Annotated in this window: 18 protein-coding genes; 7 read left to right on the forward strand and 11 right to left on the reverse strand. The window is 34.6% G+C overall.

Annotated elements, in window-relative coordinates:
* The 3 genes from A9Q93_RS09415 to A9Q93_RS09425 form a co-directional block, all read right to left on the reverse strand.
* Positions 1-337 (reverse strand): FAD-binding oxidoreductase (locus A9Q93_RS09415; protein WP_303687144.1); only part of this gene is annotated, 337 nt, incomplete at its 3' end.
* Between the two features lie 964 nt (positions 338-1,301).
* Positions 1,302-1,538 (reverse strand): hypothetical protein, encoded by a 237-nt coding sequence (locus A9Q93_RS09420; RefSeq protein ID WP_303687145.1) that lies wholly within the window; start codon positions 1,536-1,538, stop codon positions 1,302-1,304.
* Positions 1,538-2,017, reverse strand: coding sequence for an SRPBCC family protein (locus A9Q93_RS09425; RefSeq protein WP_303687146.1), 480 nt, complete (start codon positions 2,015-2,017; stop codon positions 1,538-1,540). Before A9Q93_RS09425 ends, A9Q93_RS09420 begins: the two co-directional genes overlap by 1 nt.
* 121 nt (positions 2,018-2,138) lie before the next feature.
* Here A9Q93_RS09425 and A9Q93_RS09430 point away from each other — a divergent pair, with 121 nt between their 5' ends.
* The 4 genes from A9Q93_RS09430 to A9Q93_RS09445 are packed head-to-tail and all read left to right on the forward strand — an operon-like array spanning position 2,139 to position 7,366.
* Entirely contained in the window at positions 2,139-4,118 is a 1,980-nt protein-coding gene (locus tag A9Q93_RS09430) for a peptidylprolyl isomerase (protein WP_303687147.1), read from the forward strand.
* Entirely contained in the window at positions 4,099-4,962 is an 864-nt protein-coding gene (locus A9Q93_RS09435; protein WP_303687148.1) for a hypothetical protein, read from the forward strand. Before A9Q93_RS09430 ends, A9Q93_RS09435 begins: the two co-directional genes overlap by 20 nt.
* On the forward strand, positions 4,922-6,391 hold the full coding sequence (locus A9Q93_RS09440) for a peptidylprolyl isomerase (RefSeq protein WP_303687149.1): 1,470 nt from the start codon (positions 4,922-4,924) through the stop codon (positions 6,389-6,391). Before A9Q93_RS09435 ends, A9Q93_RS09440 begins: the two co-directional genes overlap by 41 nt.
* 21 nt (positions 6,392-6,412) lie before the next feature.
* Positions 6,413-7,366 (forward strand): MoxR family ATPase, encoded by a 954-nt coding sequence (locus A9Q93_RS09445; RefSeq protein WP_303687150.1) that lies wholly within the window; start codon positions 6,413-6,415, stop codon positions 7,364-7,366.
* A 70-nt stretch (positions 7,367-7,436) separates the two neighbouring features.
* Here the strand turns inward: A9Q93_RS09445 and A9Q93_RS09450 are convergent, their stop codons facing one another.
* A complete protein-coding gene (locus A9Q93_RS09450) occupies positions 7,437-8,498 on the reverse strand; it encodes a hypothetical protein (RefSeq protein ID WP_303687151.1) in 1,062 nt (353 codons plus the stop codon).
* A gap of 311 nt (positions 8,499-8,809) precedes the next feature.
* Here A9Q93_RS09450 and A9Q93_RS09455 point away from each other — a divergent pair, with 311 nt between their 5' ends.
* From A9Q93_RS09455 to A9Q93_RS09465, 3 genes are all read left to right on the forward strand, one after another.
* Positions 8,810-11,077 carry an aconitate hydratase gene (locus tag A9Q93_RS09455; RefSeq protein WP_303687152.1) on the forward strand — a complete coding sequence of 756 codons (2,268 nt, stop codon included), beginning with the start codon at positions 8,810-8,812 and terminating at the stop codon, positions 11,075-11,077.
* Between the two features lie 153 nt (positions 11,078-11,230).
* Positions 11,231-11,941, forward strand: a complete 711-nt coding sequence (locus A9Q93_RS09460; RefSeq protein ID WP_303687154.1) for a DUF3291 domain-containing protein — start codon at positions 11,231-11,233, stop codon at positions 11,939-11,941.
* 19 nt (positions 11,942-11,960) lie between these two features.
* The gene (locus tag A9Q93_RS09465; protein ID WP_303687155.1) at positions 11,961-12,890 is read left to right on the forward strand and encodes an ion channel; all 930 of its coding nucleotides are present in this window, start codon (positions 11,961-11,963) and stop codon (positions 12,888-12,890) included.
* A 5-nt stretch (positions 12,891-12,895) separates the two neighbouring features.
* On the opposite strand, the gene A9Q93_RS09470 is transcribed toward A9Q93_RS09465, so the two are convergent.
* From A9Q93_RS09470 to A9Q93_RS09500, 7 genes are all read right to left on the reverse strand, one after another.
* Positions 12,896-14,029, reverse strand: coding sequence for a lycopene cyclase family protein (locus tag A9Q93_RS09470; RefSeq protein WP_303687156.1), 1,134 nt, complete (start codon positions 14,027-14,029; stop codon positions 12,896-12,898).
* The gene (locus tag A9Q93_RS09475) at positions 14,008-14,628 is read right to left on the reverse strand and encodes a carotenoid biosynthesis protein (RefSeq protein WP_303687157.1); all 621 of its coding nucleotides are present in this window, start codon (positions 14,626-14,628) and stop codon (positions 14,008-14,010) included. The genes A9Q93_RS09470 and A9Q93_RS09475 overlap by 22 nt, the downstream gene beginning before the upstream one ends.
* Positions 14,625-16,088, reverse strand: coding sequence for a 1-hydroxycarotenoid 3,4-desaturase CrtD (crtD, locus tag A9Q93_RS09480; RefSeq protein ID WP_303687158.1), 1,464 nt, complete (start codon positions 16,086-16,088; stop codon positions 14,625-14,627). Before crtD ends, A9Q93_RS09475 begins: the two co-directional genes overlap by 4 nt.
* Before the next feature lie 3 nt (positions 16,089-16,091).
* A complete protein-coding gene (locus A9Q93_RS09485; protein WP_303687159.1) occupies positions 16,092-16,538 on the reverse strand; it encodes a sterol desaturase family protein in 447 nt (148 codons plus the stop codon).
* A 3-nt stretch (positions 16,539-16,541) separates the two neighbouring features.
* Positions 16,542-17,381 (reverse strand): phytoene/squalene synthase family protein, encoded by an 840-nt coding sequence (locus A9Q93_RS09490; protein ID WP_303687160.1) that lies wholly within the window; start codon positions 17,379-17,381, stop codon positions 16,542-16,544.
* A complete protein-coding gene (locus A9Q93_RS09495) occupies positions 17,381-18,841 on the reverse strand; it encodes an NAD(P)/FAD-dependent oxidoreductase (protein ID WP_303687161.1) in 1,461 nt (486 codons plus the stop codon). The genes A9Q93_RS09490 and A9Q93_RS09495 overlap by 1 nt, the downstream gene beginning before the upstream one ends.
* Positions 18,838-19,408, reverse strand: a 571-nt coding sequence (locus tag A9Q93_RS09500; RefSeq protein WP_369674704.1) for a B12-binding domain-containing protein, incomplete at its 5' end; no start/stop codon positions are given. The genes A9Q93_RS09495 and A9Q93_RS09500, both read right to left, overlap by 4 nt.

Raw genomic sequence — 19,408 nt, forward strand, 5'->3', positions numbered from 1 at the left:
CTAATATTACACCAGCTTGCACGGTAATGGTCCTGCTAGATTTATCAATCTCTTCAATACGGTCCATACGTTCTGTAGAGATTACTACCTCATTACCAAAAGTTTCTGTACTGCCTACTAGATTTGTTAATCCTCCATGAGGTACAACAGGTAAATCATTTTGATAACAAATTTTCATAATCTCGCTTACCTGGTTTGTGTTTTCTGGTAACAGCACGCATAATGCTTTAAGCGGTTGGCCCATTTGCCATATATGTGAATAGCGATCTTTTAAGGCGTCTCCTACGAGTATTTGACTTTTATTAAGTAGGTTATTAAATAATAATGATGTATTCATAGATTTCTCAAAAGAGGTTAATAGGTATAAAAATAATCTTTTAAAGCAGATCTTACGTATGATTTCTATTGCCGTTTATCTAATGAAAAACGTATTTCTATTTAATTTAAACCATTTTGATTACATTTAGTCTATGAAATAATACTATCTTATTGTATTCAAATTCTTTGATGTTAATTGAGTTAGTTTTATTTGTTTTCATGACCACAAAAGACCGACATATTTCCAAAAGATGGTACCTCTTATTTGCTATTGTGTTCTTGTTAATCAATGGTTTAATAATTTACTCAGAAAGTATTTTTTTAGTAAAATGGAGTAGAGTTGTTAATTCAATTCTAATAATTATCTACTTAATTAAATGGCATAAATTGTATGATCATAATAGGTATTTAATAGGTATGATTCTGCTAATATTATCAGACTTTTGTTTAGTCTATTTTAAAAACTATTGGTCTAACATATTCTTCTTTATTTTTACCGCAGTAGGATTTGCAACATTCTTAAAAGATGTTATCAAATTTATCCAATGGAAAAAAATAACTATAAGTAGTAGCTTAATAGTTCTATTGCTGTTCTTATTTGAAAGTTACCTTATACACAATATTATCCAGCTTATAAGTCCAGAACTTGAATTTTGGATAATCCTATTGTTTTATGTCTATGGTTTTACCTCGTTATTATACTGTTTGATAGCTACTTTAGGATATTTACAATTAGAAAAAGCAAGTACTGAGCACTATCTTATTATACCATATTCTTTCCTAATTTCCAGCGCATTTTATGCTATCGCAATGTATTCATCAAATTACGTCAGTTATTTCTATTCCAGAATATTTTACATCGTTTGTATATTTACTTTGGCTCATTTAATAGCGACGAGGTTAAGATTTAATACTAGAATAAATAATAATGTAAAGGATGCTAATAGCGCAAACTTTAATTAATTATTGTGCATCTCAGTTTTCTATTCCTTCCACAATTGACCGCGATGCGGTTTTAGCGCATTACGTACAGGAGGCATATAAATCTCTTCAAGCGCCAAAAATGCAATGTGATGCATCTGGTTTATTTTTTCTGTTCCAGTAGCTATAAAATCTACTTTTTCATTCTTAACATATTCATTAAGATGTATTAAATGGTGGCTTGCTGTACGCTCTGCATCAGGACCTTTAAAATCCCATATAAGTTTTAATTTTCTCATTATCCGTTTGTTATAAAATCACTTTGATTTTCTGCAAAAGTCTTAAAATCTTGCATGTGTTGTAAAGTCTGACCCTTAAAAAGTTGCGGTTGGGCTTTGCCTATGAGTCGCATAAAACCGGTAAATTTAAAGGTGCTTGTGGCATCCCATAAAGTTGTTTTAATAATTTTATGATCTATTATGGTCTCGGTTTCGCGAAAGCGGTTACTCTGTTTATTCACAACGCCCTTAGTGCGGTAAGTTGCTTCCCATAAGTGCGGTAGGTTTACAGTAGTTATCTCTTCACTCATTTTAATAATGTTACCAGCTACTTTAATACGCATCTCTCTGGTGCTATTAGACTCGCCTGGCGAGCCGTTCAATGGCCTGCTACTCACTAGGCCTTTTTGCCAAAATTTGAAATAATCTTGATTTTTAAACAGCTCCATTACTTCATTTAAGGGTAATAAAATTTTAATACTATGCGTACTTTTTATCATTTGAGTGAGGTCGTTAGAAGCGGTTAAAACTTAAAAAATTTATTTAAAATATTTACTAAATTTCAACGTTTTGAAAGGCAATGTTAAATAACTATTTTTGCGTTTCTTGAAAAGAAAAAATATGAAGTATTTCAGTACATTTTTTTTGATAACATTATTGTTTTTAAGCGCTAGCGTTAAGGCTCAAGATTTAAGCGATAAAGTAATTTTAAGCATCGATGGTAAAGATTATGATGCGGGAACCTTCATGAAATTTTACTTTAAGAATATTGATATAGTTCAAGATGAAGATCAAAAAGATGTAGATAATTATTTACAGTTGTATATAGATTACCGATTAAAATTACAACAAGCCTATGAATTAGGGCTGGATAAAGAACAAGATCATATAAATGATATTAAAAGTACAAGATCCAGTCTAGCACAGCCTTACCTTACTGATAATCAAGTGACTGAAAGTTTAGTACGTGAAGGTTATGACCGCGGCAGAGAAGAGGTGAATGCGAGTCATATTCTCATAAAATTAGATCGTGGAGCGACAGCCACAGACACACTTAAGGCATGGAATAGAATACAAGAGATTTATACAGAGTTAGAAAATGGAGCCAAATTTGGTGAACTAGCTCGCGCAAAAAGTGAAGGGCCTAGTGCTGGTAACGATGGAAACTTAGGATGGTTTGGAGCTTTTAGAATGGCATACGAGTTTGAAACTGCTGCCTATGAAACTCCAGTTAAAACCTATTCAAAACCATTTCGCACAGATTTTGGCTACCATATAGTTTATGTAAACGATAGAAGACCTAATCCTGGAGAGATAACGGTGGCGCACATCATGACTTTTGATAAAAAGGATGCCGACGAGAAAACGGCAAAGTCTCGTATAGAAGAAATTTACAAACAACTAGAAGAAGGAAAGCGTTTTGAAGAGCTTGCCCGCGAGTTTTCTGACGACGCAAATACAGCTCCTAGAGGTGGTAAACTAAATAAATTTGGAACTGGAGGAATAGATCAAACCTTTGCTGAGGCTGCTTTTAAATTAAAAACTCCTGAAGAATACAGCACACCTGTTAAAACTCCTTACGGCTGGCATATCATTAAGTTATTAGAAAAGCATCCTGTTAAGGAATTTGAAGAGGTTAAAAAAAGCTTAGAAAATAAAATTCAAAAGTCACCTAGATCGAGAATTATTACTCAGGCTTTTACAGATAGGTTAAAAGATCAGTACGGTATTTTAAAAACAATGAGCTTGCCTCAAGTGGTTTATAAATCAGTAAATGATAGCTTGATTATGAATGCTAGTTACGTTTTTGACAAAAACGGTACGTCAAATGAAATGAACTTATTTAACATTCAAGAAGTAGCTTTTAAAGTGAAGGATTTTCTGGCTTACTTAGAATTAAAACAGTCTAAAGATTATTTGAGTTACTCTTCAAAGAAAGAAAAGCTAGACGCATTTTATCAATCATTCATTAATGAGAAGATAATTGAGTATTATGATAAAAATCTAGAAAGAGATAATGAAGATTTTAGATTTTTATACAATGAATTTAAAGAAGGCTTTTTAGTTTTTGATTTAATTGAAACTCAAATATGGAATAAAGCAGATAATGACTCCTTAGGACAGCAGCGCTATTATGACGCTCACAAAGAAAATTATGTTTGGAAACGTAGGCTAGATATTATTTTGACACAGAGCACCTCAAATGAGGTCGCCCAACAAGTACAAAAAATGTTGCGTGAAGATGTTTCTACAGATTCTATAAAAGCGCGCATTAATCTAGATAACAAAACTAAAGTCATCATTTCTTCAGGAATTGTTGAAGATAATTATAATAGGTTACCAAAAGATTTTGATGTTAAAGTAGGAGTTTCAAAGGTATATCACGATCAAGGAGATAGTTTTCACAAAGTAATTGAAGTAAAAGAAATCATAGAACCTTCACTTAAAACTTTAGATGAAGCTCGTGGACGTGTTATTAATGATTATAAACAAGAATTAGAAAAGCAATGGATAGAAGGTTTAAGAGATGGCCATAAAATAAAAATCCATAAAAAAGTACTCAAGAAAGTAAAATCCAAAATTGAAAAACAACTTGGTTAAACACATCTTTTATATATTGGGTTTTCTATCGTTAGTTTCTTGTGAATATTTCCAGACAGAGCAAGTACCAGATGCTGTCGTGGTTCTTGATAAGAATTATCTAGATAAGAGTGATATAGAACGAATCCTACCAGCAAATTATACTAAGCAAGATAGTGCGCGCATTGTATCGGCATATGTGAATCAATGGGCGACAGATCAGTTGTTGTTAAATAAAGCAATTAATAATATTGATGAGAATAGGCAGCAAGAGCTCGACAGACTCATAAATAACTACAAAGTAGAGTTATATGCGCAGGAGTATTTAAGAGAGTTAACAAAACAAAATCTTGATACCCTTATTAAAGATAGCGAGATAGAAGCCTATTATGAAGATCGCAATGAAGACTTTAAACTCAATGAAGATTTAGTTCAATTTAGGTACATTCAATTAGATCCTCTTAACACTGATTTGCAAAAAATAACAAAACTCTTCAATAAAGGAGATCTACCTTCGTTGTCTCTACTAGACAGTCTCAAGCTTACATACCGCAGTTACTTTCTCAATGATAGTATATGGGTGAAAAAAAGTAATCTTTTTGACGCTATGAACGTGATAAATCCAGCAAATGAAAAGTATTACATAAAAGAAAATAAAACCTGGAAGCTGGAAGATAGTCTTGGTGTATATTTGGTGCGGTTCAATAAAGTGCTCAAACGCGGTGATCGTGCACCATTATCTTATGTAAAGCCTACTATCAAGCAGGTGCTACTCAATAAAAGCAAGCTAGCTTATATAAAAAAAATAGAAAAAGATTTATTAAATGACGCTATTAACAGTGATAAACTTAAAATCAATAACTAAATACATAAGTGTTTTTATTGTTCTCGCTTTCGCGAAAGCGGTAACAGCACAAACAACCTCAAGTGCAGATATTGCTGCCGCTGATAAAAAGAATGTTGAAGAAACCCTTGCAGCACTAGACAGTGTTAGACCTACTACTAAAAAAAGATTCCTCATTGAAGGAGTTGCTGGAGTAATAGGAGATTATGTGATTTTAGGTTCTGATATTGCTTCTGCAAAAGCACAAGCAAAAAGACAAGCCGGGATTTCTGATATTACCAGTTGTGAGCTCATGGAAAGTCTACTTTCTGAAAAAATGTATGCGCATCACGCTATTCAGGATAGTATTACCATTAGTGATAGAGAAATTGAAGGAAGAACTGAAGGTCAAATACAGTACTTTAAAAATGCACTTCAAACTGATGACGACAGAGAAATCGCAAAATTCTATAAAAAAGATAATATTACTCAAGTACGTGAAGCATTAAACCGTGTTAATAGAGATGGGTTACTCGCACAACGTATGCAAGAACGTATTACAGAACAAGTAGAAATCACTCCAGAAGAAGTAAGAGATTTCTTTAAGTCCATTCCAGAAGAGGAGCGACCGCTTTTTGGATCTGAAGTAGAAATGGCACAAATAGTTGTGATCCCAGAAGCAGATGAAGAAGAAGTAAAACTGGTGATCGATAAATTAAACGGTTACCGAGCAGATGTTTTAGATAATGGAGCAGATTTTGCTGCAAAAGCAACTTTATACTCTGATGATACTGGAACAGAGCGACAAGGTGGAGTACTTTCTTTAAAACGTAGCGATCCATTTGTTAAAGAATTTAAAGATCAGGCTTTTTCACTTCAAGAAGGTGAGATAAGCGAGCCGTTTGAAACCATATTTGGATGGCACATTTTATATGTAGAAAAAATACGTGGTCAGATACGAGATGTGCGTCATATATTACTAACGCCATACATCTCTGTATCTCAGGTTGAGAAGGCTAGAAAAGAGCTGGAAGATATGAGAGATCGTATCATTTTAAACGAGATAAGCTTTGAAGATGCGGCCAGAGAAATAAGTGATGAAGAAAAAACTGCTGAGAATGGAGGTAGAATCATCAACCCTAATACAGGAACTGGAAGAGTAGAGGTAATAAGGCTCGAGTCTGATATGGCATCTACAGTTCAATTTCTTGAAAAAGGAGATGTAAGTGGTATCATCGAAGAAGTTGATCCACGTAAAAGAAATAAAACTTTTAAAATCGTTAAGATCATTGATAAAATTCCAGATCATAAAGCAAATTATGCACAGGACTTTTTGAAAATTAAAGACTTAGCGCTTAAAGACAAGCAAGTAAGAGCGATCAATGAGTGGCGCAATGAAAAACTAGCCGATACTTACATAAAAATAGGTCCAGAATATATAGATTGCGATATACTTAATAGCTGGAAATAAAATTTATAAATCAACACTTTCATGTCAGATGTAGCTGCTATAGACAACCTGGTAAAAAAACACCAAGATCTTAAAAGAGAAATTGCCAAAATAATAATAGGGCAAGAGAAAGTGATTGATGAAATATTAATTTCGGTTTTTTCTGGTGGTCACGCTTTACTTGTAGGTGTTCCTGGCCTGGCCAAAACTTTGATGGTGAATACAATTTCACAAGCATTAGGTTTAGATTTTAAAAGAATACAGTTTACTCCAGATTTAATGCCTAGCGATATATTAGGTAGTGAAATTTTAGATGAGAATAGGACTTTCAAATTTTTAAAAGGACCTGTTTTTTCTAACATTATACTTGCTGACGAGATCAACCGTACACCACCTAAGACTCAAGCAGCTTTATTAGAAGCAATGCAAGAAAAATCAGTGACCGTAGCTGGTCATAACTATAAGCTAGATAAACCTTACTTTGTATTAGCTACACAAAACCCTATTGAGCAAGAAGGAACTTATCCATTGCCAGAAGCGCAGTTAGACAGATTTATGTTTTCTATCTTATTAGAATATCCGTCATATCAAGAAGAAATAGATGTGGTAAAATCTACTACTAGCGATCACAAACCTCAAATTAATGCTCTTTTTACAGCTCAAGAAATTGTAGATTTTCAGCAGTTAGTACGTCGTATTCCAGTAGCAGATAATGTTATCGAGTATGCTGTTTCCTTAGTAGGTAAAACCAGACCTAATGGTGATACTGCTCCAGATATTATAAAGGAATACATCGATTGGGGCGCTGGTCCTAGAGCCTCACAAAATTTGATTCTGGCAGCAAAAACCCACGCAGCGGTAAATGGAAAATATAGCCCAGATATAGAAGATGTCAAGGCAGTAGCTACTGGTATTTTAAGACATAGAATTATAAAAAATTACAAAGCTGAAGCTGAAGGTTATACCGAGGAAAGTATAATTGATAAGATTTTATAATTAGTAATTTAATAAAGAAAAGGCACTATTTACTAAAAATAGTGCCTTTTTTATTTCTCTTATTAAGTGATTAAGGGCAGCTCTCTACTGAAACACTTATTGATATTAGATTTACAGCATTATTAATACCGTAAGTAATACTTACATAAAAATCTTGATCTAGACTAGTATTGTTATAGATTACATTAGGATCGATTGCATTACTTGAAGTAAGCGCATCGTTTTCATTTTCATAATATGCGATGGTATCGATTGTCTCATCTAATCGCATGATCTCAAATATACACGCTGTATAATCATCTAGAATTATATCTGCTATTCCAGGAGTTAGATTGTTTTCGCAAGCCACAAAGTCCAGATTAAAACACTCATCAGTATCATCAGGTGTACAATATCTATTGATGATTAATTCTTCTCCGTTATCTGTAGTTAAGGTCATGGTTTCTGGAGACCAAAATTCAACACGCCAATTTTTATTGAAACGCTGACCATATATCGATGTATCATCTAATAAGTTGATATTGATGAATAACTGGTCTTCTATAAATAGCGAGTTCCAAGATCCTTCATCACTATCATCACCATATTCAAAATAAGTAATGCCATCTCCATCAAATTCAGCACCTAAGAAGTCATTGGTATCATTAAAAGAATACCCTACTTTCCAGATACATTCTTGACCGTCATTAAGTAATGCGTCGCATTCTCTTATGATCTCTTCTTGTTGTTCAATACAAGACTCTATACTATCTAGAAGTTCTTCATTATTAGTAATAGAAACTATGGTGCCATCAGAAAGTGTGGTTTCAATAGGATAACTAATAGAAATATTATCAGTTGGGTTTAGATTATTCAAAAAGTCAAAAAACGCCTGATTACCAACAATAACATCTAGACTTCTGACCACATCATTTGCATCTACAGTATATAGACCTATAGGATAGATAAATTTAATACAAGTTACATCATCCTGATTTGCGCCATCCTGCGCCATAGATTCAACATAGTCGTATAAGGTAGTGTCTTGCTCTATTATTTCTTGACGTTTTTCTAGATCATCAATATCTTCATAGTAACAAGATGAAACTAGAAGTATACATAGTACCAAAATTGATTTTAGGAAATATTTCATTTGAAATTGTTTAATGGGTTTACTTAATAGTAAAGAAACTGTCAAATGGTTGCGTCATTTTATCCTTTTTGGCTGTTAAAGGTTGTAAAAGTGTTCGCTTTCGCGAAAGCGGTATAGCTTCAAACTATATCATTTATTGCGAAAACATCATTTTAAGCGGTATATATTTATTAATTTGATAAAAACGAAAGCACTAGATAGCTGCTATTTTGAGATTGTCTAAACTGCTGTCCGAGTGTGATAGGGCTTTCATTTCATGCGGCATTTTTGTAACTTCGCAAACCTTAAAAAATTAAATAAAAACTAGATATATGGCTTTTGATATTGATATGATTAAAAAGGTGTATGCTGAGATGCCAGCCCGTGTAGATAAAGCACGTGAGATTACTGGTAAACCACTTACACTTGCTGAGAAGATTTTATATTCTCACTTATGGGATGGAACTCCTGGTAAACCTTTTACTAGAGGGAAAGACTATGTAGATTTTGCCCCAGATCGTATCGCATGTCAAGATGCTACGGCTCAAATGGCATTATTGCAATTTATGCAAGCTGGTAAAGATAAAGTTGCTGTTCCTACTACAGTGCATTGTGATCACTTGATCCAAGCAAAAAATGGAGCGAGTATGGACCTTCAAAGTGCTATGAATACTTCTAACGAGGTGTTTAACTTTCTTGAGTCAGTATCAGATAAATATGGTATCGGTTTCTGGAAACCAGGAGCTGGTATTATTCACCAAGTAGTTCTTGAAAACTATGCGTTCCCTGGCGGTATGATGATCGGGACAGATTCTCACACGGTAAACGCTGGTGGACTAGGAATGGTTGCTATAGGTGTAGGTGGAGCAGATGCTGTAGACGTAATGGCAGGAATGGCTTGGGAATTGAAATTTCCTAAACTGATAGGTGTAAAACTTACTGGTAAATTATCAGGATGGACAGCACCTAAAGATGTTATCCTTAAAGTAGCTGAAATCCTTACCGTTAAAGGTGGAACTGGTGCCATAGTTGAATATTTTGGCCCAGGAGCTAAAAACCTTTCTTGTACTGGAAAAGGAACCATTTGTAACATGGGTGCTGAGATAGGAGCGACTACTTCTACCTTCGGTTATGACGACTCGATGGAGCGTTACCTACGTGCTACAGAAAGAGCTGATATTGCAGATGCTGCAAACGAGGTAAGAGAATACCTTACTGGAGATGATGAAGTGTATGCAAATCCAGAGCAATACTTTGATCAAGTTATCGAGATTAATCTTGATACATTAATGCCTCATATTAATGGACCATTTACACCAGATCTTGCGACTGAAGTAGGTTCTATGAATGAAAAGGCAACTAAAAATGAATGGCCACTTAAGGTAGAATGGGGACTGATAGGTTCTTGTACTAACTCTTCATATGAAGACCTTTCACGTGCTAGCTCTATTGCTCAACAAGCAATCGATAAAAAATTAAAGACTAAAGCAGAGTTTGGTATCAATCCTGGTTCTGAAAAAGTGCGTTATACTACAGAGCGTGATGGTATTTTAGGGATATTTGAAAGTGTAGATGCTACTATATTTACTAATGCTTGTGGACCATGTATCGGTCAGTGGGCACGTTATAGTGATCCTAAAAATGCACCTAAAAACTCAATCATCCACTCGTTTAATAGAAACTTTGCAAAACGTGCCGATGGTAACCCTAATACGCATGCCTTTGTAGCTTCTCCAGAAATGGTTGCTGCCATAGCGATTGCAGGTAGACTAGACTTTAATCCTATTACCGATAAATTAATCAATGAAGATGGTGAAGAGGTAATGTTAGATGAGCCTACAGGATGGGAATTACCTCCTAAAGGTTTTGAAGTAAAAGATGATGGTTACTTAGCACCACAAGAAGATGGAAGCAGCGTTGTAGTAGATGTTGCTGATGATTCAGAACGTTTACAATTGCTTGAGCCATTTACTCCTATAGGAACTGATGTTAACAATGCAAAATTGTTGATTAAAGCTTTCGGTAAGTGTACTACAGACCATATTTCTATGGCAGGACCTTGGTTACGTTTTAGAGGTCACTTAGATAATATCGCAAACAATACACTTATAGGTGCTGTGAATGCTTTTAATAAGCAAACTAACTTTGTTAAGAATCAGTTAGATGGTGAATACGGTGCTGTTCCAGATACGGCAAGAGCTTATCAAGCGGCTGGTATTCCTTCTGTAGTGGTAGGTGATCACAATTATGGTGAAGGTTCTTCTCGTGAGCATGCAGCAATGCAGCCACGTCACTTAGGAGTTGTAGCTGTGATTGTAAAATCTTTTGCTCGTATTCATGAAACGAACTTGAAAAAGCAAGGAATGTTAGGTCTTACATTTGCAAACGAGGCAGATTATGACCTGATCCAAGAAGATGATACTTTCAATTTTGTTGATCTAGCAGACTTTACTCCAGATGTTCCATTAACTATCGAGATCACTCATAAAGATGGTTCTAAGGACACGATCAAAGCAAACCATACCTACAATGCTGCTCAAATTGAGTGGTACCGCAAAGGAAGTGCTTTGAACAAAATCAAAGAAGATAACGCAGCATAATTAAGCGTTTTCTAATATAATAAAATGCCTCTTGATTTTTCAAGGGGCGTTTTTGGTTTGTTAGATATTATTTAAAGACAAGGTTTCATTCTTTACAAACCTAACGCCTTAATTATAATTTTTAATTTAAGAACGTTCTTATCTTTGTAACTCATGTCCCAACAAATTACAACTCTTACTTTTTTTAAATATCCAAACCTTAAACAAAAGCTTTGGGCGTTTGGAATGATGCAATTTGCGCACCGACCTATGAAAAAGGTAAAAGGATTACAGTTTTATAAATTACTAGGCTCTGGTAAAGAGAATTTTGATCCTAAACCAGACTGGAGTGTTTATGGGGTATTACAAGTTTGGGATAATGAAAAGGTAGCAGGAGATTTTTTTAATAACTCAAAACTTTACAAACGTTACCAAAATCATAGCGAGCAACAACTTACTTTCTATATGAAAAGTATCAAAGCTCATGGACAATGGTCTAAGCAAAATCCGTTTGAGCATAGTGATTCTCTAGATGAAAACAATTCGTACATATCGGTTATAACGAGAGCCACGATTAAGATAAGCATGTTGAAGAAGTTTTGGGATTATGTTCCTACCTCTCAATTGGATTTAGTGGATAACCCTAATTTGCTTTTTACTGCTGGAGTAGGAGAGCGACCGGTAACCCAAATGGCTACTTTCAGTTTATGGAATGATGCCAGAGCTTTAAAGAAATTTGCCTACCGCAGTCAGAATCATAGACATGCCGTTCAACAAACGCAGGCGCTACAATGGTATAAAGAAGAAATGTTTACCAGATTCCAGCCTTATCAAATCACAGGAAGTTGGCCTAATTTTGAGGTACCTAGTGATTTAAAAGCCTAAAAACTCTAAGTAGTATTCATTGAAAGAAAAGGAGAAAAAATACAATGATTTTGGACTAGGTGAAAAGCCAGAAACTGATGGCTACAGAGCTGTAAATAAAGACGGTTCTTTTAATATAGTGAAAACTAATATTCCATTTTTTGAAAAACTCAATTTCTTTCACAACTTAGTCACCATGTCATGGTCTTATTTCTTTCTGTATATACTGATAGGCTATTTTGTGATTAATATTTTATTTGCTTCTATTTATGTTGCAATAGGCGTTGAAAATCTTACTGGTACTTCAGGAAGTACACTTTTACAAGAGTTTATAGAAGCATTTTTCTTTAGTGCTCAAACTATTACTACACTAGGTTATGGACGTGTAGCGCCTATAGGAATTCCTGCAAATATTGTTGCAGCCATAGAGTCTATGTTAGGATTGCTCACATTTGCACTGGCAACAGGATTACTATATGGTCGCTTTTCAAAATCAAGAACTAAAATTAAATATAGCGATATAGGAGTCATTGCTCCTTATCTAGACATTAACGGTTTCATGATACGAGTTGTGAATCCACAGAAAAATGAATTACTGGAAGTTAATGCAGATTTGAGCGTCTCCTTCCGTAAGAAAGGCTCGCAATTAAGAGAATTTCATAATTTAGAATTAGAAAGAGATATGGTTTTTTTCTTTCCTTCTGTATGGACCATTGTGCATCCTATTGATGGATCTAGTCCATTATATCAAATGACTGAAAAGGAATTTCAAGAAAGAGACGTAGAATTTATTGTGATGCTTAAAGCTTTTGATGAATCTTCTTCACAAACATTATATTCGAGGTCTTCTTATAAGGCAAGTGAAATAGTTTGGGGTGCAAAATTTACCTATTTAGGTGAGCACGATGATGGTAAATTAAATATAGATGTAAGCGGTCTAAACAAGTACGAAAAATACAAACTTCAATAGATCACTTAAAATAACTTTCTAAAAAAAGCACTTAAAAATGGCTTAGAAGTCATAGGCAGCATTATGCCAAGCTCCTTTCCAAAACTGGTTTCCTCGTCAAGAAAACGGAAAATAGTATTTATGTTGTTCTTTTTATAAAGCGTATGAAATACTTGAGCGCCGCGTTCATTATCGCCATGCAAAACATCTAGCATGATCTCATCATAAAACCTAAATTTCTTAGAAATCATTCCATAGTTGAGGTCGCGATCAGCCATGATATTATCGACCAATTGGCTGGCTTTTTTCTCACTCATTTTAAAACTATAACCAGTAGAAGGTTTTACCCAGCCGCCAGCAGTTCCTATTTTAAACAGATTTTTCTCATGATGCCTTTCAAACTTATAGGTAGTCATAGGTATAATGCCTTGTTCTGATTTTTGAATGGTGAAAGCATCGATTTTTAAAAGATCACTAATGTATTCTTTGAGATACTTTTCATAAGTCTCATCAGAAACCACATCTTTAGAGAAATAAGTATACTCTACTAAAGCTTCGGTGGCAGAATGTGGTAAGACGTAAGTAAAGCTCGTTGTACCTTTATCCCTAACTCGGTAATCCATCATAACAAATTGATGTGGATCAAATACTGGATCTTCGGTTTTAATCACCCAACCTTTGAAATGCTGTTTTAATGTAGTTGCATTTGTGTCTTTAAAAAATGCTGGGTCAATACGGCTGTCTAATACGAGATTTGCTGTTATTTCTACCGTATCGCAATGAATCGTTCTTAATTCTTCACCAGATACTCGTTGTACTTTCTCTTCTATTAAAGTGATATTAGAGGCTATTTGTAGTTCCGCTTTCGCGAAAGCGATAAAATCACGACTTTCTATAGATTTATATACATAATCGTTGAGACTGAAATCTATTCTATTCTCTGGTACGATGAAGCTCCCGTTTTTCCAACTATGAGAGATCAAATGATCCCACTTACCTTTTCCTAGTTCCCAAAAAGACCATGTTTTATCTAAAGAATCTGATTTAAAATCATCAATCACAACTACCTTAAGACCAGTACTTCGACGCAACAATTCCTGCACCACATGACTACCTGCGCAGCCCATACCTATAATCGCTATATCGTAATGATGATCCATAATCCTAGTGCAAAAATGAGTTGAACTCCGTAGAGGTGATATGAGATAAGCGCATTTCCTTTGAGCTTAAATTTAAATGAGATCGCATGTAAAACAGCAGCAATTATGAACCAGCACACGTAATTGAACCATCCTGCGCCGTTCTCAAAATGCCAAAATCCAGAGAAGTCGCAAATTTGCTCTAAGAAGAAGTCTAAGCCTACCATAAGTGCAGCGCCAGCAGCAATCACAGCAATAGCCGATTTGAAAAATTGCCTTGCGATTATATGTGTAATAAAGGTGAGAATCGCCCAATTCACTCCTATTAGTAGCGGTATGCCGTCTATTTTTGGCCCAAAGTTTTTACCGTAGTAATAGTCTCCAAACAAGCTTCCTGTATGAACTCCTATCCATTCTACACTTATTCCTACTATCATAAAAGCAGCAAATAAAATGACTTTAATTTGAGAATCGATCTTGAATAGAAATACCATCAAGAAGAATAAATATACAAGTGTAAAAGGAGATTTAGGTAAAAAGAAATCTTCATATCCTAACGCTATTCCTATAAGCGCAGCCACATGAATGATCCATAAAAATACAATTGCAGCTAACTTCATTGTTTCCTTTGGATTAAATCTGCAGTGATTTGTGCGCTTAACAAACACAGAGGAATTCCTCCACCAGGATGAACCGAACCACCTACGTGATATAAGTTTTTGATTTTTCCGTTAAAATTAGGATGTCTCAAAAATGCGGCAAATTTATTATTACTTGCAGCTCCATAAAGTGCGCCTCGGTAAGAACTTGTATTTTTTTCAATTCCTTGAGGCGTTAAAATATATTCAGTTTTGATATGCTCGGTTATATCTACATGAAGACATTTCTTAATTTTTATAATGATTTGCTTTTTTGATTCTTGAATGAGTTGTTCCCAGTCTTGACCGTAATCTCCTGGAGCGTTGATCATGACAAACCAGTTTTCGTGACCTGCCGGCGCATCTTCTTTAGATTCTTTACTCGTTATATTTATGTAAACGGTAGGATCGCTGTAAAGGGTTTTGTTTTCAAAAATATCTTGAAATTCTGCTTGATAATTTTCAGAAAACAGAATATTGTGAAGATCCAATTCTGGAAACTCTCGATCTATTCCCCAATAAAAAATAAGGGCGCTGCTAGATCGTTCTTGACTCAGTGTTTTTTCTGGAGCAGGCACATCCTTCATAAGATTTCTATAGGTAGGTACAATATCCATGTTAGAAACCACTAAATCTGACCGTAAAGCATTGTTCTCCGTTTCTACACCGGTTACTTTATTTTTCGAAGTTGTTATTTTTGTTACGCTCTCGCGAAAGCGGAATTCTACACCAACTTTTTGTGCTAATTCAAATAACGATTGGGATATACGGTGCATGCCACCATCAGGATAATAAGTTCCAAGACCTAGTTCCAAATGTGGAATCATGGTCATAATTCCCGGTGTTTGATATGGAGAAGAACCGTTATAAGTAGCGTATCTATTGAAAAGCTGCGTTAATTTAGAGTTTTTAAACTTACTATTTTCATCGTTTAAAGTATTGTTTAAACCTAAAAAAGGAGCGTTAACTATTGCCTTTATGGTGTCGAGTGATAAATAGGTAGCGGCTTTATGTAAAGATTTTTCTAGAAAAAGGCTTCTGGTAAGTTCGTATTTTGATTTGCTTTTAGATAAATACTTTTTTATGGTAGACTTTTCTTCATTGAAAACTTTTGAGGCATCTACCACAAATTTTGATGAGTCCGTACTAGCTTTAAAACAAGTACCGTCTTCCCAAAAATAATGGAATGCGATCTCTTTACTCTTATAACTAAAATCAATTTTCTCTTCTGGAAAAAGTGCCAATAAGCTTTCTACAAGATGCGGTAGAGTAAACAAAGATGGTCCTAAGTCAAAACGATAACCATCCTGTTCTATGGCATGAAGTTTTCCACCAGCATACTCATTTTTTTCAAATACCGTAACGGAAAATCCTTGATGTCTTAGTCGTAATGCTGCAGCAAGACCTCCGATTCCAGCGCCTATGACAATGGCATTTTTCATATGTTATTTGAAATACTTGAGCGGGACGATGAGCATACCGAAGTTTTCTCCATCTTCTTTTCCTATGTGTTTATGGTGCATTTTGTGCGCCCTACGAACTCCTTTTGCATATTTATTATTTGCCTTGCGCAACCACTTGAACCGTTGATGAATAAAGATATCATGAACAACAAAATAGGCGATACCATAGGCAAGAATTCCCGCGCTTATTGGCAGGCACCACCATAAATCTAACTCACTATGCGCCACTTTAAGTCCCATACTGATTACCGCATAGAATACAAAAAAGAGATCGTTTTTTTCAAACCAGCTGTTGTGCTTTTTGTGATGGTGATCTTCATGAAGGTTCCATAAAAATCCGTGCATTACGTATTTATGCATCCACCAAGCATTGAACTCCATAATGAAAAAGGTTGCTAGAAAAATGACGATCCACAATGCTATTTCCATATCTTAAATGAGGTTGAGACGGTAAGTTACATAACCTTTTGAAAGAAGAAAAATCTTTTCATAATTAGGTACGCGTATTCTCTTATTTCTTATTTCCTTAGAAGGAGTGCGTTCTAATCTCGTGAGCAACCTTCTATAGTAGGTGTAAGCGGTGTAAACACCTAATTTTGCTTCAATAGGTAACCTTTTTATACCTCTAAGTCCTGCGTCGAAGTCGTCTTTTATTTCTTTAATTAGTCTCGCCTTATCTTCTTCACTTAAATCATGAAGGTCTGTGTTAGGGAAGTAACTTCTTTCTAGAGTCTCTAAATCTGCCTTTAAATCTCTTAGAAAATTCACCTTTTGAAAAGCACTTCCTAACCTCATAGCATCATCTTTGAGATCGTTATATTTATCCATATCTCCTTTTACAAAAACTTTCAAGGACATTAGTCCTACAACGTCTGCACTACCGTAAATATAGTTTCTGTATTCTTCATCTGTAAGATAAATGGACTTATCCAGATCAAGTCTCATACTATGGATAAAAGCACCATACATGTCTGGGGTAATATTGTATTTATTTACAGTTTCTTGAAAAGAATTTAAAATAGGGTTTAAGCTAATTTTATCCTCAATGGCATGCGCCAGGTCTTGTTCAAAACGGTCCAATAAAGTACGTTTATCATAATCGTGAAAAGTATCTACTATCTCATCAGCAAATCTTACAAATCCGTAAATATTATGTATGTCTTGCCTAATTGATGGACCCAACATTTTACTTGCTAGGGAAAAAGAGGTACTGTAATTGTGTGTAACTGTCTTACTACACTCGCGGGAGACTTGGTCAAATAAGCTTTTCATTATTGATCGTGTTTTTTAATCAGTTCAGCTGCTAGCTTACCAGAAATTAGGGAAGGTGGTACTCCTGGGCCGGGAACAGTGAGCTGTCCTGTAAAATAAAGGTTTTTAACTTTGCGACTTCTTAAATTAGGTCTAAGAAATGCTGTTTGTAATAAAGTGTTTGCCATTCCATAAGCATTCCCTTTATAACTGTTATATTCTGATATGAAATCGTTTACGCAAAAAGATTCTTTAAATAAGATATGAGACTTCACTTCTTGATTAGTTCTTTTCTCAAATCTTGTAATTATCTTATCAAAGTATTCTTCTCTTAACTCTGGTGTATCTTCTAGATCTGGAGCTAAAGGAATTAAAAAGAAACCATTTTCACAACCTTCGGGAGCTGTTGAAGGATCTGTTAGGGAGGTGAAATTTGCGTAAAATAATGGTTCCTCTGGCCACTTAGGATCTTCATAAATCTCATTTGCATGTTTTGTAAAATCTGTATCAAAGAAGAGATTATGATGATCAATATTTTTCAATTTTTTGTCAAAGCCTACATAAAAGATTAATGAACTAGGGGCAAAGGTTTTCTTTTCCCAATAGGATTCTGTATATTGTCTGTGTTGTTTATCTAATAAAGTTTCTGAATGATGGTAATCGGCTCCAGATAACACTACAGGGTAAAGGTGCTTTTGTCCTTTGGTAAGTATTCCTTCTGTTCTTCCTTTATCATCAACTAATATTTTTTCCACCGGACTATTGGTTTTGATGACTACGCCAAGTTCTTCTGCAAGTTTTTTCATTGCTAGTATAACTTCATACATCCCACCTTTAGGATGCCAAGTTCCTAAACCAAAATCCGCATAGTTCATGAAATTGTAAAAACTTGGAGTGTTTTGTGGAGTTGCCCCAAGAAACAACACTGGAAATTCAAGAATACTAATTAATTTAGGATTAGTAAATTTCTTTCTCACATCTTTAGAAACATTGCCTATAAACGCACCAACTTTTTTAGCAGTTTGAGGAGTGATTAACTCTAAAGGGGACTCTCCAGGTCTATAGACTAAATTCTTTATTGCTATCTCATAGTTCTCCTCAGCTTTAGACATAAATTGCTGTAATGGCTTAGAACTACCTTTTTCAACTGATTCAAAAGTTTTTTTGATGTCATCAAGATTATCTGCAATTTCAATCTTTTCATCTTCAAATACTACAGAATAGGCAGGATTTAATTTATCTAGTTGATAGTAATCTGATGGTTTCTTATTAAAATCTGCAAAGAATCTTTCAAAAATATCTGGCATCCAATACCAAGAAGGTCCAATATCAAAAATAAAACCTTCCTTTACGAGTCTTCGAGCTCTACCTCCTACAGTTTCGTTTTTTTCATATATAGTTACCTCGTATCCTGCTTTTGCAAGATAACAAGACGCAGATAAAGATGAGAAGCCAGAACCTATAATAGCTATTTTATTCATGATTCTATTAATTGTGGAATTCTATCTATTACTTCTGAAATCCCTTTGAATACAGTTTGATTTGATTGAATATCTTTAGGTTTTATTTTTTGCGCTAGATGACCAAGAACCCAAAGTTCAACGTCTTCTTTTTTAGCAACTTTGCGATTGAACTTTTTTAAGAATGATGGTAATTCTTTTTCTATAGGTTGAACAGTAATATACGTAATATAAGTAGGATCAGTTGCCTTGCTATTGAAATATGGAAGTGCATCTAGGACCATGCTAGCACCTAGGTAAATGGTTTTACAACCTTTTTTGAGTAATTCATAATTTAAAAACAACAATCCTAAATCATGCATTTCATTTTCAGGAAGGAATAGCACATATACCTTACCATCATCTTTTACATTTTGATATTGAACGCTTTCTAAATTTATAAGTACTTTTTGTTTGATGAGGTGACTTATAAAATGCTCGTGTGCAATATTTATAGTCTTAGATTGCCATAGATACCCTAACTCTTCTAAAAACGGAATAAATAAGTCATAAAAAACTCCAGAAAAACCTACTTCTTTCAAGACAGAA

Origin of the sequence: Nonlabens dokdonensis, assembly GCF_002162835.1 — a bacterium.
In the GTDB taxonomy this organism is placed as follows: Bacteria; Bacteroidota; Bacteroidia; order Flavobacteriales; family Flavobacteriaceae; genus Nonlabens; species Nonlabens dokdonensis_B.

What these genes read in the sequence shown, in the direction of transcription:
- A9Q93_RS09475 (WP_303687157.1), bottom strand. Translation starts at nt 14,628, where the DNA reads ATGAAGTTAGCTGCAATTGTATTTTTATGGATCATTCATGTGGCTGCG.
- A9Q93_RS09490 (WP_303687160.1), bottom strand. Translation starts at nt 17,381, where the DNA reads ATGAAAAGCTTATTTGACCAAGTCTCCCGCGAGTGTAGTAAGACAGTT.
- A9Q93_RS09430 (WP_303687147.1), top strand. Translation starts at nt 2,139, where the DNA reads ATGAAGTATTTCAGTACATTTTTTTTGATAACATTATTGTTTTTAAGC.
- A9Q93_RS09450 (WP_303687151.1), bottom strand. Translation starts at nt 8,498, where the DNA reads ATGAAATATTTCCTAAAATCAATTTTGGTACTATGTATACTTCTAGTT.
- A9Q93_RS09495 (WP_303687161.1), bottom strand. Translation starts at nt 18,841, where the DNA reads ATGAATAAAATAGCTATTATAGGTTCTGGCTTCTCATCTTTATCTGCG.
- A9Q93_RS09455 (WP_303687152.1), top strand. Translation starts at nt 8,810, where the DNA reads ATGGCTTTTGATATTGATATGATTAAAAAGGTGTATGCTGAGATGCCA.
- A9Q93_RS09460 (WP_303687154.1), top strand. Translation starts at nt 11,231, where the DNA reads ATGTCCCAACAAATTACAACTCTTACTTTTTTTAAATATCCAAACCTT.
- crtD (WP_303687158.1), bottom strand. Translation starts at nt 16,088, where the DNA reads ATGAAAAATGCCATTGTCATAGGCGCTGGAATCGGAGGTCTTGCTGCA.
- A9Q93_RS09420 (WP_303687145.1), bottom strand. Translation starts at nt 1,538, where the DNA reads ATGAGAAAATTAAAACTTATATGGGATTTTAAAGGTCCTGATGCAGAG.
- A9Q93_RS09440 (WP_303687149.1), top strand. Translation starts at nt 4,922, where the DNA reads ATGACGCTATTAACAGTGATAAACTTAAAATCAATAACTAAATACATA.
- A9Q93_RS09485 (WP_303687159.1), bottom strand. Translation starts at nt 16,538, where the DNA reads ATGGAAATAGCATTGTGGATCGTCATTTTTCTAGCAACCTTTTTCATT.
- A9Q93_RS09445 (WP_303687150.1), top strand. Translation starts at nt 6,413, where the DNA reads ATGTCAGATGTAGCTGCTATAGACAACCTGGTAAAAAAACACCAAGAT.
- A9Q93_RS09470 (WP_303687156.1), bottom strand. Translation starts at nt 14,029, where the DNA reads ATGGATCATCATTACGATATAGCGATTATAGGTATGGGCTGCGCAGGT.
- A9Q93_RS09425 (WP_303687146.1), bottom strand. Translation starts at nt 2,017, where the DNA reads ATGATAAAAAGTACGCATAGTATTAAAATTTTATTACCCTTAAATGAA.